20 protein-coding genes are annotated in these 12272 nt (G+C 52.3%); 10 read left to right on the forward strand and 10 right to left on the reverse strand.

Features of this window, described 5'->3' with window-relative positions; genetic code table 11:
- The first annotated feature begins 6 nt into the window (after window positions 1-6).
- Entirely contained in the window at window positions 7-402 is a 396-nt protein-coding gene (locus TX72_RS07890) for a hypothetical protein (RefSeq protein WP_011128430.1), read from the forward strand.
- Between the two features lie 338 nt (window positions 403-740).
- Here TX72_RS07890 and TX72_RS14485 read toward each other — a convergent pair whose 3' ends face one another.
- From TX72_RS14485 to TX72_RS07900, 3 genes are all read right to left on the reverse strand, one after another.
- Window positions 741-917 (reverse strand): hypothetical protein, encoded by a 177-nt coding sequence (locus TX72_RS14485; protein WP_173358502.1) that lies wholly within the window; start codon window positions 915-917, stop codon window positions 741-743.
- Window positions 918-1278: 361 nt separating this feature from the next.
- Entirely contained in the window at window positions 1279-1527 is a 249-nt protein-coding gene (locus TX72_RS07895; protein WP_011128432.1) for a hypothetical protein, read from the reverse strand.
- A gap of 191 nt (window positions 1528-1718) precedes the next feature.
- On the reverse strand, window positions 1719-2831 hold the full coding sequence (locus TX72_RS07900; protein ID WP_042503672.1) for a site-specific integrase: 1113 nt from the start codon (window positions 2829-2831) through the stop codon (window positions 1719-1721).
- Window positions 2832-3416: 585 nt separating this feature from the next.
- Between TX72_RS07900 and TX72_RS07905 the strand changes: the two genes are divergently transcribed.
- Window positions 3417-4676 (forward strand): site-specific integrase, encoded by a 1260-nt coding sequence (locus tag TX72_RS07905; protein ID WP_011128434.1) that lies wholly within the window; start codon window positions 3417-3419, stop codon window positions 4674-4676.
- A gap of 34 nt (window positions 4677-4710) precedes the next feature.
- Here TX72_RS07905 and TX72_RS13250 read toward each other — a convergent pair whose 3' ends face one another.
- Complete coding sequence (locus tag TX72_RS13250) at window positions 4711-5112, reverse strand: hypothetical protein (RefSeq protein ID WP_148228800.1); 402 nt, start codon at window positions 5110-5112, stop codon at window positions 4711-4713.
- Window positions 5113-5341: 229 nt separating this feature from the next.
- On the opposite strand from TX72_RS13250, the gene TX72_RS13960 reads away from it, so the two are divergent.
- The 7 genes from TX72_RS13960 to TX72_RS07935 are packed head-to-tail and all read left to right on the forward strand — an operon-like array spanning window position 5342 to window position 8412.
- Window positions 5342-5554 (forward strand): hypothetical protein, encoded by a 213-nt coding sequence (locus TX72_RS13960; protein WP_148228801.1) that lies wholly within the window; start codon window positions 5342-5344, stop codon window positions 5552-5554.
- Window positions 5526-5762 carry a hypothetical protein gene (locus tag TX72_RS07910; protein WP_011128436.1) on the forward strand — a complete coding sequence of 79 codons (237 nt, stop codon included), beginning with the start codon at window positions 5526-5528 and terminating at the stop codon, window positions 5760-5762. Before TX72_RS13960 ends, TX72_RS07910 begins: the two co-directional genes overlap by 29 nt.
- Window positions 5759-5983, forward strand: a complete 225-nt coding sequence (locus tag TX72_RS07915) for a hypothetical protein (RefSeq protein ID WP_042503675.1) — start codon at window positions 5759-5761, stop codon at window positions 5981-5983. The genes TX72_RS07910 and TX72_RS07915 overlap by 4 nt, the downstream gene beginning before the upstream one ends.
- Before the next feature lie 11 nt (window positions 5984-5994).
- Window positions 5995-6477, forward strand: a complete 483-nt coding sequence (locus TX72_RS07920; RefSeq protein WP_148228802.1) for a hypothetical protein — start codon at window positions 5995-5997, stop codon at window positions 6475-6477.
- A gap of 30 nt (window positions 6478-6507) precedes the next feature.
- Window positions 6508-7122 carry a hypothetical protein gene (locus TX72_RS07925; protein WP_011128438.1) on the forward strand — a complete coding sequence of 205 codons (615 nt, stop codon included), beginning with the start codon at window positions 6508-6510 and terminating at the stop codon, window positions 7120-7122.
- The gene (locus TX72_RS07930; RefSeq protein ID WP_011128439.1) at window positions 7109-7732 is read left to right on the forward strand and encodes an AAA family ATPase; all 624 of its coding nucleotides are present in this window, start codon (window positions 7109-7111) and stop codon (window positions 7730-7732) included. The genes TX72_RS07925 and TX72_RS07930 overlap by 14 nt, the downstream gene beginning before the upstream one ends.
- On the forward strand, window positions 7732-8412 hold the full coding sequence (locus tag TX72_RS07935) for a P-loop NTPase family protein (RefSeq protein ID WP_011128440.1): 681 nt from the start codon (window positions 7732-7734) through the stop codon (window positions 8410-8412). Before TX72_RS07930 ends, TX72_RS07935 begins: the two co-directional genes overlap by 1 nt.
- A 145-nt stretch (window positions 8413-8557) precedes the next feature.
- Here the strand turns inward: TX72_RS07935 and TX72_RS07940 are convergent, their stop codons facing one another.
- The 3 genes from TX72_RS07940 to TX72_RS13260 all read right to left on the reverse strand — a co-directional run bounded on the left by TX72_RS07940 (window position 8558) and on the right by TX72_RS13260 (window position 10491).
- Complete coding sequence (locus TX72_RS07940) at window positions 8558-8893, reverse strand: hypothetical protein (RefSeq protein ID WP_225867686.1); 336 nt, start codon at window positions 8891-8893, stop codon at window positions 8558-8560.
- Window positions 8894-8957: 64 nt separating this feature from the next.
- Complete coding sequence (locus TX72_RS13255) at window positions 8958-9614, reverse strand: thermonuclease family protein (RefSeq protein ID WP_011128442.1); 657 nt, start codon at window positions 9612-9614, stop codon at window positions 8958-8960.
- A 163-nt stretch (window positions 9615-9777) separates the two neighbouring features.
- On the reverse strand, window positions 9778-10491 hold the full coding sequence (locus TX72_RS13260; RefSeq protein WP_011128443.1) for a hypothetical protein: 714 nt from the start codon (window positions 10489-10491) through the stop codon (window positions 9778-9780).
- Window positions 10492-10844: 353 nt separating this feature from the next.
- Here TX72_RS13260 and TX72_RS14215 point away from each other — a divergent pair, with 353 nt between their 5' ends.
- Window positions 10845-11015 carry a hypothetical protein gene (locus TX72_RS14215; protein ID WP_158305744.1) on the forward strand — a complete coding sequence of 57 codons (171 nt, stop codon included), beginning with the start codon at window positions 10845-10847 and terminating at the stop codon, window positions 11013-11015.
- 124 nt (window positions 11016-11139) lie between these two features.
- Here TX72_RS14215 and TX72_RS07945 read toward each other — a convergent pair whose 3' ends face one another.
- From TX72_RS07945 to TX72_RS07955, 3 genes are all read right to left on the reverse strand, one after another.
- The gene (locus TX72_RS07945) at window positions 11140-11340 is read right to left on the reverse strand and encodes a hypothetical protein (RefSeq protein WP_042503682.1); all 201 of its coding nucleotides are present in this window, start codon (window positions 11338-11340) and stop codon (window positions 11140-11142) included.
- The gene (locus TX72_RS07950) at window positions 11337-11624 is read right to left on the reverse strand and encodes a hypothetical protein (protein ID WP_225867687.1); all 288 of its coding nucleotides are present in this window, start codon (window positions 11622-11624) and stop codon (window positions 11337-11339) included. The genes TX72_RS07945 and TX72_RS07950 overlap by 4 nt, the downstream gene beginning before the upstream one ends.
- 65 nt (window positions 11625-11689) lie before the next feature.
- Window positions 11690-12100 carry a hypothetical protein gene (locus TX72_RS07955; RefSeq protein ID WP_011128445.1) on the reverse strand — a complete coding sequence of 137 codons (411 nt, stop codon included), beginning with the start codon at window positions 12098-12100 and terminating at the stop codon, window positions 11690-11692.
- Window positions 12101-12272: the final 172 nt, after the last annotated feature.

The following is a 12272-nucleotide window of genomic DNA, read 5'->3' on the forward strand; positions in this document are numbered from 1 at the left end:
GCTTTAATGCTGATCACCATGGCAAGGACTAGCGCGAAAGAACGTTTAGCCCGTAGGGAACATGCACTGGCGTTGCTTGCTGATGGGAACAGCTTCAGAACGGTTGCGGCGCTTGTGTCGGGAAAGTACGGGGTTTCTGAAAGAACTGCTCAACGGGACTTGACTTGGGCGAGAAACAGACTGGTAGGGGAACTGAGTTCGACGGAAGTCAAAGAGCTGTTGGCATGGTTCTGCCATAGAACTCAGACCATCGTTCAGAAAGCCGAGAAAGCAGGTGCTTACGGTGCTGCTGTTGCTGGCATGAACCTGATTTACCAAGCGGTGCTGTCACGCGAGCTGGACAGTATTCACAGCAACCGGCATCGGGGCTATGGCAACCGACACGGGAATTACAAGGGTTAAGGCCGAGTTGCGCAGTTTGCTGCTCACTTCCGTGGTCGCTTTACGCACCATGGCTCCCGAAGGTGAGATGCCAATCTGTGTGGCTTATTCCAGATAGCCCATATGGATTACAAGGATTTTTGCCTCACCTGGCTGGTTACGTTGGCGGCCATCAACACAGTTCTGAATGTGCGCGCTCAACGAAGGCGCTGAGCAGCTTTGGCGTCGTTGCCAGCTTTTACGGAATTGCCTGCTCACCGCCTAATAGGCCGTCGGAGCAGATTGCGGTGGTTCAGGACGCAGGCTGTAATAGCTCCAACGCCAAAGGCGATTACCAAAGTGAGAAAGTGGGTCACGACCTATTTGCGGTTGAAGAGCTGCAGAGCCGCATAGATGATCACGGCAAGGATGATGTAGTTGAGCAAAGCCCTGAGGATCGTTAGGCTGAGAAAAATGACGAGAACCGAGATGGCAGCTCGTTTGACGATGGCCTTAGAGCCATCAGTCATGAAGCGCCAACGGGGAATCAGAGCCACTACAACGCTGAATATATTTGTCAGTTCTAGAGCAGTACCAGGGTGACCTGCTCCCAGTTCTGCTCACCTCCTCACGAACCAAGGAAACTCCTGAAGTGCTGGTGGTTGATCTCAGTGATTGACCACCTGTTCACATTGCAGGGAGTCACTTAGCCTGTAGTCACTCCTTGGCAGGGTGTGACCTTGGGCCGTGATTCGGTTCGAGGTCATTTTTCTTGGGCAAATTTATGGTTGCGCTGCTGCGCGATGTGGGCACGCCTGGACCAGATGTGGACACGGCGGGAGTGGTCTGTTGACTGTCGCCACGCAATACAGAGGAATGCGTAATGAAGGCGCTCGCTAATACCTTGGAGTTCGTAATTCATCTGACCTCCGCAAGCTCTCTACGCACGGAGTCGATGCCGATCATCAACTTGCCGCGCTCGTGGAATTTCTGACGGCAGGTGGTGATGTTCCAGCTGATTGAGCTGGCATCAGTTGGTCCGAAGCACCAATCCTGACCAGCGATCAGAAAGCCACCGTTACGGTCGCGATAACGCTTCAGCGTGCGGGCGCTGTAGCCCAAGGCTGTTGTTGCTGCCGGTGTTGGCAGCCATTCATGTTCAGGCACAAGAAGATCAGCGATTTTGTTCTCTGCTGATCTCTTGCGGTTTTTAAGGAAGTTACTAGCGGACCCCTGTCAAATCCCTTTTGCGCAGTGAAAAGAGTGAACCTTCAATCCAGTAATTAAGGCAAGGAACAACGTAATGTTGCTACTCGCACTGGGACAAGAGATGAAGCAAAATTGCTCCTAAACAACTTCTAGGCGGCTTCCGGGTGTAGGTCAAGGGGTGACAAGGTATCCCCCTCCAAAGTTGTCCTACCTGCTCCAGTAATCCGTTCGACAGCCTCAATCAAGCCAGCCTCATCAATCCACTGTCCATAACTGGCGTGATGCTCCTGTGGAGTGTGCCCGAGCAGCGCAGCAGCATCCCGAATCGACAACGGGCGGTCATATGACTTGTGCATCCGATAAGCACAGCCGTGCCCCAGGCTGTATGGCGTCAACCCTGAGCGGGTTGCTTCCAGGCCCTGCCAAAACCTGAAGCGTTGGAGCTGCTGCCGAATCTCATCACCAACAGGCTTGAAGCCTTTCTCCTCAGCCTCGTTGATGCGGTTCAAAACGGTCTGAGGGAAGCGAATCGTGCCAGTGCGCCACAGCATCACCAGACGCTCTCCTTCACCTTCTCTGCCTGGCACGTCGAAGGGCAACACCAACCTGTTCTTCTGTTTCTTGCCTCTAGTGGCTTTGTTCCGCTTGCCACCGGGTCGGACTTTCAAATGCCCGTCCTCCCAAATCAGCTGACTGACTTCAAGGGGGCGCAGACCGTAGATGCCAATAATCCCCACCAGCAACATCAGGCTGGTCCTGTCGGCATCCCTAAGCGCGTCGAGCAGATTGCCCAGATCGTTGGGCATCACAGGTGGCGTCAACTTGTCCTCAGTGGGTCTGTCGTCAGTACCGATCAACTCCCGCAGGTCATCTGTTTCCAGAGGCTTCCAACGGCTGTCGTAACCAAATTCCTTGATCGCGTGCCGCAGCAAGCCGCGAACGTTGTTCATCTGTGTGATGCGCCCTGATTTTCCTGGTGGGCAGTTCTTGAAATGCTGCCGAGCGAAGGAGCGCATCAGGTCAGCGCCACTTTGGGGACGTGGCTTCTTCGCCAAGGTTTGCTTCACCCGTTCCATGTGACGGGTGAGGTCCTTCATCGTTGTTGAGCGGCTGTTCTGCCGCCTTCTCTCGATGAAGTCATAGATGACGGCCTGCCAGCCGCTGTCTTCGTCATCCACCGACTTGCTGACCGTGGGAGTCGCACCGTGCTGCTTCTGTAGCAGCTGAAACGCCTTTGCGAGGGACTCCTCCCCCTTCTCCATACGCTCCCTGATCTGGCAAACCACCAAGAAGATGTCGCCACTGTGAGCAGGGTTCCAGGGGATCCCTAGCTGAACCGTTTGGCGTGGATTCTTGTGTTGCTTACCGGCAGCTATCCGGCGGGTTTAACGCACGCCTCCATGGCGCTCATCGATGCCCCAACCGGGGCCACAACGGTGTTTGATCTGGCGGCGTAGTTCCTTCAAACCACTTGTGCTCAGCCATGGGGAGCAGATTTTTCCCGGTGAGCAGAATTGTGAGCAGAAATGGGCAGACACGGGAGTACCCAGGTAGGACACGGGGAGCAGAAGGGCACAAAAAAAGCGGTCTGATAACCGCCAAGAAACCTGTCTAGGACAGTGTTTTGAAGAATGGAGCCAAGGAGACTCGAACTCCTGACCCCCTGCATGCCATGCAGTACGTTGCTCGCTAAATAACAACGGTCAAATCGCCAGAAATACTAGGCCAGAACCCAGTTCACATCTGGATTCAGGCGAAGGTCGGCGCACAAGACTTATGGGTTCTTGTTGCTTCTTGGAGCGTTTTGGCGCACAATTTGGCGCACAAGCCCTGACCACCTGCATCTCTTGGCCAAAGTCATCTGGTCCGACAACTTGCGGCAGGTGCTCAAGCGTGAGCACGGCAAAGGTTGGTCAGTCAGAGACCACCGTGGCCGGGTACAGCTGACGCGGATTTTTGAAGACCGTTCACGCAGTGCCGTTTACCTGCCATTGACTTGGACAGCCGATAACGCCACATCGATCCTCAACACGGTTGCTGCAATTCACGACCTGATGGATTCGCGCAAAGTCAGCCTGAAAGAAGCTGCCAGGTTGAACACTCAGGCATTGGCAGAGCCAGCCAAAAGCGCCAAGACGGTGGCTGACAAAGGTTGGGATGCAGTTGCTGCCGACTTCCTCAAGAGCCGTGGTGACAGGCGCAGCAGCACTCTCAGAGACCTCAAGCTGCGGGTTGAACGTGCTGTTGCAGTCATCAACCAGAAGCCCAAACCACGCGACGGTATGAGCGTGTTGGAGGCATACGCCGCCGCCTACTTCAAGGAAATGGCACCCGGTGGTCAGGGGCGTAAACGAAATCTGAACGACGTCGTGGCATTCCTCCAATTCGCTGTTGATCGTTGCGGTGCACCAGACCGTTTCCTGCCACCACCAAAAGACCGCATCAATGAATTGATCGGCACCAGCCCAACATCAACAACGGAACGACTGACACCACCAATCAAGGCAGACCAGTTCACTGCATTGTTGGATGCACTGGAAGCTGACGGCCGGCATGACCTCAAGCTGGCAGTGGCGTTGGTTGGCTATCTCGGGTTGCGGCCTGCAGAGCTGGCAGTCCTGCGTGTTGGTGATGACGAAAAGGCAAGGGTCGGCAGCATCAAGCGCAACATCCAAACGATGCAGCAGGCAGACAAGCCGCCACGGTTGGTGATGCCACTTGAGATTGACGGCAGAAACAACGAAGGTGCCCGGGCCATAGCACAGTTCGCTAGTGGACTGGTGAAGTTGCCGAAAGCACTACGAAAACAGATTGATTTAGTTGAGGAGAAAGGACGTTTTCAAGACGTTGGTGCTGAATTTGCCCAGCAACTTTCACGCTGCAAGCATTGGCAAGCCATGTTCAAAGCAGACCCGCGCATCACCCCGTACAGCTTGCGCCATGGATTTGCTTGGCGGGCAACAGTGGGCCAAAACAAGATTCCGGTAAGAACTACTGCCGCATTGATGGGGCATACAATGCAAGTGCACCACAGGCATTATGGCGCTTGGGTTGACGAAGCAGCCATTGAAGAAGCAGTTGGCATGCACAACGCTGTCGTCGCTTGAACTGCGTTTACAAGATTGCCAACTACTTTTCTCGTCAAGTCTTTTGATTTGGTTCTGACGCTTTTGATTTGTCTTCAGGCGGCTTTTTGCCTGGTGTCGAAGCTTTTTCGCTAACTACGGTTGGCTGTTCACTTGGAGATGCATCTTCTTTGGTAGAGCCTGGGGGATTATTGCTTATTTCTGAATCTTCGATCTTTGTTGTAGATATTTTTTCTTCGGATGCAGGTGGTTCTTTTTTAACCTCAGTTGCGGGTTTTTCTTTTTTAACCTCAGTTGCAGGTGTTTCTTTCTTAACTACTGGCTTTTTCTTGGGTTTCAGCTTGCTTGTATCTAAAGACTTTTCGCCAAACGACTTAAATCCTAAAAAGATTAGCCCACCCACTACTGGGATAGAAGTAATACCGCCTATCGCAATTTCAAATTCGCTTAAGGCCATGATCCATGTTCGATGTTCCTCAAATTTAGCATTATGGTTGCAAGTTCCCGCAAGTTTCGAGTATAAACTGAGGACCTCAGAGGTCGCCCCTGTCATTTCAAAGGCAGGGTTCCCCTCCTAGCGACTGCGACACCTACATGTGTCTGCGGGGACGGAGCCAAGATCACCCCGATACGACGGAATGGCTCGTAACGCAGACAATCGCAAAGGGAGAGGTCGGCCTGTCCGAATGCCTCAGAACCTTGCCGTCAAAGATCGGCAAGTGGTTCTGAAGTTGGCGGAACAGATGTCCCGCATCTGCAGCAACGCGACTGCAGAGCAGCTGGCAGAACTGGCTGCTGACCCTGATATTGCAACTGCTCCGCGTTTCTTCAAAGAAGCCATGAGGTCGTTCGGGACACCGCTCCCGACCGATGCAACACGAATGGTTCAAAACGTCTGAGGCTGCAAGGCTCTGCGGCGTTTCTAGTTACTGGCTGAAGGAAAACCGCGACATCAGCGGTGGCTTCCTTGTGATCGACAAGCACTGGATTCCTGGCATCACACCAACGTCATCAATTCGATGGCACGTGCCATTGGTGCTGGAAGCGATGCGATACCACGGCATGAATCGCATCAAAGGCGATCAGATGTTGGAGGCCGTGCAGTGATTAAGCGCGCCACCTTCGATGACAACGGCAAAAAAGTGCCGGTGAAACTCACTGTTCGTGAGCAGATGCGTCATGCAGCAGCAATGGCTGACGACTGCAGATCAAAGCTGCAATGGCACCTGACTCCTACTGCGCGGGAGATGTACGAAGACTCCCTGCTTCGGCACACGCAGGACTGGATCCGACTCAAAAAACAAGCAGACCAACAAGCAGAAAAATGACCCACAACCCAATGGGTCGCGGGCCACTCCCTGCCAAAGATGTGGTCAATTTAGGCGACCCTCTGCCTACAAAGCAGTGCGTCACAGCACTGAAACCCACTGCAGTACCTGAAGAAAATCTGCCCGACTGGGCTCAATGTGCGCCAAAGAGTGCGCCGAACAGTGTTTACAACGCAGGCACTGATGTCACTGATGTCACTGACGGTACGGATGGCACTGGCAAACGGCTCACCATTGATGCAGCTCAAGCCCATTGGCATCTGGACCTGCTTGGCAGGGATGAACGTGACGTTCACATCAGAGCCATCCCGCACAAGGGCAAACGCGGTTTCGCCATCAATGGCAACTTCGCCATGGACCTCGAGCGATTCCAAGATCTGAACAACCAGGGCTACGGCCTGTACCTTCAGCCAAACATCGGCGGCACCTTGAAAGATGAGGTCACGCTGTGCACCTCACTGTTCTGGGAATACGACGACAGACCACGGTCTTAACAGGTTGAGCTTTGGCAATCAACCGTTGGGTTGCAACCCACGTTCCAGATCGACACGGGTGGAAAGTCGATCCACAACTATTTGGTGCTGGATACCCCTATGGCTCCGGGGCCATGGACGCTGTTGATGGAACGTCTGCAGTTGGCAGCGCCTGGCTGCGACAAAAGCTGCAAAGGCAACAACCGCATGATGCGGATGGCTGGTGCCCACTACATCGACCGTGAAGGTAAATCCCGGGGGCGATCACAGATCATCAACGCTGACGGCCCGCGTTACTCAGCTGAAGAGCTGGATGCAGTGTTGCCACCGTTGCTGGTGCCATCGAAAACCAACCGCAAGAAGTTGCGGACTGGTTCAGCGTCAGTGCGACAGATCGCTGAAGCGCTCGATTACATCCCACGTCGCGTTGGTGGCGCTGGCACCTACGCCATGTACCGCGATGTGTTGTGGGGGTTGAAGGCTGCGCTTGCTGATGCCGGTGCAGCCGAGACCTTGGCCATTCAGCTGATGGAAGCGCACAGTCCCTCAGCTCAATGCGATTGGGATGTTGAGCAGGTAGCTCGGTCTGGTGGTGAGCAGATCGGTGCAGGAACACTTTTCCACTACGCCAAGCAATACGGATGGAGTCGTCATGCAAAACGCTGAACTAAACAAAGTCGTTGATGACGCTGAAAACGACAACCCAGAACTGAAGACCAAAGACTTCATTGAACGGGCAACAACGCTCAAGGAGAACCTCGACACGGGGTTGGAACGCGTTGATCAGATCGATGACCCAGCGTTGCGGTCTGTGGCTCTGATCCAGCTACGGGACGAACTGGGCCTTAATCGCAATGAGTTCATGCGCCTGGTGGAACTGCTGTCCAAATTCAAAGGGGAGCAGCCGCCAGAAGACTTTGATGAACTCCGCAAGTGGACATCAGAGCGGCGTGAACCGCCTGTTGTGGAAGACCTGCTTGGCTCCAGCTGCCTGACTGTTTGGGCAGCTGATGGCTCTTCAGGCAAAAGCATGGGTGGTTATGAACTCAGCGAAGCCGTAACCACTGGCGGCAAGTTCGCTGGTCAGTTTCAAGCGCAGGTTGGCGATGTGGTGTTCGTCCAAGAAGACGAGTCACCCAGTGATGCTGAGGTGAAGTGGCGACGTATGGGTTTCAACCCCGACGGCAAACGACTGCACATGATGTGGTCGTTCACTCCAATGATGCTTCCGGAGTTAAAAGCCAAGATCCAGCCACCTAAGCAAAGCTGGTGGTGATGGATTCGCTTATCAGCATTGCTGGCGGAACCATCTCACCAAAGGATGCTGAGTTTGCGCTGCTGCTTTACCGGCTCAACAAGTTGGCGTCGGAATTGGGCGTAGCGATCCTCCTGATTCACCACCTCACAAAGGACAGCAACCGCAAAGAGGTCAGCAAAGAAGCCATCTTCGGCAGCGCCTTCATCTACGCCGCTACAGCCGATTGCTGGGGCTACTGGCGGTGCGATGAAGACGGCAAACCGCATTTCAAATTGCGGGTGCTGAAGGCTCGTTCCAACACCGTTGATCTGGGCACCACCTACGTCTTCAACGGCAATGAGGAAGACCACCGCTTGAGCTTCAAAGGCTTTGGTGATCGTGTGGTCAGCCTTGATGAACTGAAGACCAAACGCGACCAGGTGGCAGCCTTGTTGCATCGCGATGGCAGCCAGAAATGGTCTGGTGCTTGCGTCAGCGACTTCTTCGGTTGGAACGGCAGCCGTTACGCCGAAAACGTGTTGTCCAAACTCTACGAACAACGTTGTGGCGTTGATCGTGTGGCAATGCCCAGCACTGGTGGCAGGCGGAAATACGCCTACTTCAGCGTTTTGGGTGGAGAAGTGAAAAAGTCCGACTTCCCCACAGCTTCTACACCCCCTAAAACCGGGTCAGAAGCCAGTTCGGAACTGGACTTCTAAGGATCTTTCACACACTTCTTACTCCTCGTGATACTGAATGACCTACTGCAACCAATGCAGTTGGTCACTCAATTCAAACCAGCTACCACAGCTGGACTTCTACACATTCTTTCCCACCAATGTGCGCCAATTAGTGCGCCAGATGTCAGCCCTTGTAATTCCCGTGTCGGTTGCCGTATCCCCGATGCCGATTGCTGTGAATACTGTCCAGCTCGCGTGACAGCACCGCTTGGTAAATCAGGTTCATGCCAGCAACAGCGGCACCGTATGCACCTGCCTTCTCGGCTTTCTGAACGATGGTCTGAGTTCTATGGCAGAACCATGCCAGCAGCTCTTTGACTTCCGTCGAACTCAGTTCCCCTACCAGTCTGTTTCTCGCCCAAGTCAAGTCCCGTTGGGCAGTCCTCTCAGATACCCCGTACTTTCCCGACACAAGCGCCGCAACTGTTCTGAAGCTGTTTCCATCAGCAAGCAACGCCAACGCATGTTCCCTACGGGCTAAGCGTTCTTTAGCGGTAGTCCTTGCCATAGCTCAATAAAAGTAATCAACGAAGTCCTTCACAGGCTTCACCATCATTATCGCTATCTAGATAGACGTGACCCTCTTGAAGAAGTAATTGCGCTTTATCCCACGAAGAGATTTCGCTACAACGAAGCCTTGCATTGGTCCCCCTCCTATAAATCCAAGGCCTCGTAATGCCTTGCTTACCTTCTGACCAGATACCTTGTTTGAGATCTCTCGCTTGACTTTCCAGGAGAAGAAGATTTGGACCATCACAATCTGAAAGATATCTTGTGTACACAAACACAAGCCCTTTACGCACTAGTTCTCCAGCTACATCAACTCCCCCTGGAGTAGAGACATGTGCAACTGTGCGGCCATATCGATCTTTTTTGATGGGATAGATTGTAATGGCTGAGTCTGCAGGTATCAATCCGCGAAATGCATTCATAGCTAGTCTTCCGTATGGATATTGTCCAATTTCTGGGGCATTAACGCATGCCAGCCTTATTTGTTGCGGGATACCATTTAGCCTTACGATAAGACTGTCTCCATCAACCACCCTGATGACTTCAGAGGCGGTGAGTGGTTGCGGAGTAAAAACAAGCAGACCTAAAACTAACTTTGACATCCCAATAGCAAGCGACTCCAACACATGTCCCCTACGGGCAAAGCATTCTTTCGCGGTGGTGCGTGCCATCAGAAGTCAGCCAAAGAAGTCATGAGTTTGCGAGCCTTACCTATTTGCTCTTCTGAAAGACGGAAGTATTCAATTTATTCTCCAATGTTTTGACAACCACTGTCTAGAGGATCAAAGCGCCTTCGAATGACCGGAGAATGATGGTCAATTCAGAACATTTTAATCACCCTATTGCTAGATCTACTGCCCTTGAAAGAGTCAATCCAAATACGTCAAGCACTACGAATCCATTTAAAAGTCGTACTATTTTTGAAGTAGAAGTTTTGCATGAATCCCCAGAGTAGTCGAAGCAAGCCTCTGCTGCGAAGAAAAAATATTCAAGAGCCCCTAGCCCGTCCATTCCTGCAATTGCCGGTGACAGATTTCTTTCAGATCGTCCATGGTTCATTCGCCAATACCACCACGTAAAACAAATCAAGATTATGGGAATAAAAAGCAAAAGCTCAATAATTAAAAGCACTGGGCTTTTGATAGGAGCCACAAGAAGCAGATTCATTATAACAAGTTCAACGATCCAGCAGGCTGAAAGGAAGATAGCCAGTAGGTCAATCGATCTTCGCGCTTTTTTGCCCGATAGTCTCAGTACTATCAGAATAAATGTATACGTAAAAAATCCAGCTCCTATTGGCTGAACATGATTAGTGAGTGCATCCAAAAACGAATGAGATATCTCAAGAAAATTCTTAACCGCACCTTCTTCGACAGCCTCAAGGTCTAAGTTTCTATCAAATTGCTCAGTAAAAATAAAAGTAATAAGGAGTACGTAAATTTCCCCAGGGCTTTTGATTCGATCAATAAATGGCATTGTACTACCAGCAAGTTTTAAATATTTAAGCAAAAAAGCCCGGGGCTTCCAACCCCCCGGGCTAGTACTCATCGAAAGCAGGGCGCTGTCACGATTAGGCGCGCGAATAAGTCATTGTTAGGCTGAGGTATTCCCGTGGCGATAGCTGGCTGATCCAGCTTCTTGCCTGAGCGGACCTTGCCATGATGTTCAGCAACGATTTATTGGGTCATCTGCATCGCTGAGATGGCACGCGTTTTTCGTGACCAGTGGTTGTCAATAGCGATTGGAGGAGCATCACTAGTGACGTTGGTGTGGCTTGAGGCGTTTGTCTGGTGATGACTGTCGTTACATAGCTTCATAGTCATGTGTACGTTAATGACGCTTCTGAAAGATCCGCAGGCATTGTTTTTAGCTTTTCAGCTATTAATTTTCTGTCATGTCTCATGACCCATCCAACTGCTGGCGACAAAGCGATTTGTAAAGCGCAACTACTCCAATTGGCGCGTGAAATTGAAATAGAAACAAACATAAGACGAATGGAAATTGCTAGAGAGCGTTTCTCTTTAAAGACTGATTCAGTTGTCGTAGAGGCAGGTCATGGCCGGGGGGTTTAAGGGCATAAATCGCTGAGACCGACTGCGCTGCAATGGATTTACCCCGGGGCCCCTTGCCGGGCGGCTTTAGGGGTATAAATCGCCGAGATCAACTGCAGTGCAATGGATTTACCCCCGGCGCCCCTCATGGCAACCCCGCAGCGATGAAGTGCTCCTCGACCAAGGACAGCTCTGTGTCGTTTAGGTCCTTAGCCATATCAGCGATGACACCAGCAACGATGGTTCTGGTGATGCGGAACCATTCCTCCCGGCTACAGCTCCGAGGCCATTCCTGAATACCTTCGAGGAGAGGGGTCTGAGCGACGTGATCAAGGATGTTGGTCATGAGGCCATCTCCCGAGCATCAAGCTCACGCTGCAAGCGATCGCGTAGATCAGCAGCAGCGTCACGGTCATCAAGAACACCGCCAACACGTTTCTCAAGCTCTGAGTTGAGAGTGCCGATCTTGCTGTCTAAATACAGCATGTGCGCTTCGACCTGCTTCTCGTAGCGATGCAGGTGAGACGGCAACCATGTGTGCCAGGTCCAGTCGATAAACGACTGCGGCATACCGGAGAAGGTTGGGTCGACTTCTAGAGCTGCATCACGCTCAGCGAGCAGACGATCCATGACACGTCTGGTGTCAGCTGGGCTGATGTGCAACCAACCAAGACAAGGGTGAGGGCGAGAAAGCATCAGAAGTACCTCCCGGTCATTGGGTTGATGCCACTGATGAGCTGCTGCTCGCGGACCTTGGCAGCTCTCTCGTTACTTTCGCGGAGGCGCTCTGTGCGCATCTGCAGGGCCTGCGCTGCCATGGCTCTGGCTTCCTTCTCCTCGTCGATACGGTGCCGAATACCAGGGTCGATACCGCAGAAGTGAGCTAACTCTGCACAATCTTGTGCAATAAGCGATGTAAGTGTCAGGTTTGACCTGATTTTTGCCATGTCGACCGGTTGACCGTAACGACGTGCTGGGAGGAGATTCTTGGTGCCATCGATCTTGGCGATTCTGGCTTCAAGCTGACGAGCTTGAGTTTCGACTTGTGATGCAGATTGGTACGACGCCTTGATCTGGTCATCGATAGAAAAGTATTCAGCTGACATGGGTTGCTAGGCGGCGGCTTTGGGGATTTGCTAGTGGGTCGTAGGAAGGCACATGTGGTGCGTCGTCATCAATTTCAAAGACTGCACGCTGACGTTCAATACTGGCTTCAAGACGAAGACGATTGATGATCAGGTCAGCCTGAATAGGGAGCTGACGTTAGGCACTGAATAG

The sequence above is a fragment of the Parasynechococcus marenigrum WH 8102 genome, assembly GCF_000195975.1.
GTDB lineage: Bacteria > Cyanobacteriota > Cyanobacteriia > PCC-6307 > Cyanobiaceae > Parasynechococcus > Parasynechococcus marisnigri.

Bases quoted from the DNA above. Each gene is read 5' to 3' on its own strand.
- TX72_RS07890 (WP_011128430.1), top strand. From the start codon at position 7: ATGCTGATCACCATGGCAAGGACTAGCGCGAAAGAACGTTTAGCCCGT.
- TX72_RS07900 (WP_042503672.1), bottom strand. From the start codon at position 2,831: ATGGAGAAGGGGGAGGAGTCCCTCGCAAAGGCGTTTCAGCTGCTACAG.
- TX72_RS13250 (WP_148228800.1), bottom strand. From the start codon at position 5,112: ATGGCCTTAAGCGAATTTGAAATTGCGATAGGCGGTATTACTTCTATC.
- TX72_RS13960 (WP_148228801.1), top strand. From the start codon at position 5,342: ATGCCTCAGAACCTTGCCGTCAAAGATCGGCAAGTGGTTCTGAAGTTG.
- TX72_RS07910 (WP_011128436.1), top strand. From the start codon at position 5,526: ATGCAACACGAATGGTTCAAAACGTCTGAGGCTGCAAGGCTCTGCGGC.
- TX72_RS07920 (WP_148228802.1), top strand. From the start codon at position 5,995: ATGGGTCGCGGGCCACTCCCTGCCAAAGATGTGGTCAATTTAGGCGAC.
- TX72_RS07930 (WP_011128439.1), top strand. From the start codon at position 7,109: ATGCAAAACGCTGAACTAAACAAAGTCGTTGATGACGCTGAAAACGAC.
- TX72_RS07935 (WP_011128440.1), top strand. From the start codon at position 7,732: ATGGATTCGCTTATCAGCATTGCTGGCGGAACCATCTCACCAAAGGAT.
- TX72_RS13255 (WP_011128442.1), bottom strand. From the start codon at position 9,614: ATGGCACGCACCACCGCGAAAGAATGCTTTGCCCGTAGGGGACATGTG.
- TX72_RS13260 (WP_011128443.1), bottom strand. From the start codon at position 10,491: ATGAGTACTAGCCCGGGGGGTTGGAAGCCCCGGGCTTTTTTGCTTAAA.
- TX72_RS14215 (WP_158305744.1), top strand. From the start codon at position 10,845: ATGACCCATCCAACTGCTGGCGACAAAGCGATTTGTAAAGCGCAACTA.
- TX72_RS07945 (WP_042503682.1), bottom strand. From the start codon at position 11,340: ATGACCAACATCCTTGATCACGTCGCTCAGACCCCTCTCCTCGAAGGT.
- TX72_RS07950 (WP_225867687.1), bottom strand. From the start codon at position 11,624: ATGGATCGTCTGCTCGCTGAGCGTGATGCAGCTCTAGAAGTCGACCCA.
- TX72_RS07955 (WP_011128445.1), bottom strand. From the start codon at position 12,100: ATGTCAGCTGAATACTTTTCTATCGATGACCAGATCAAGGCGTCGTAC.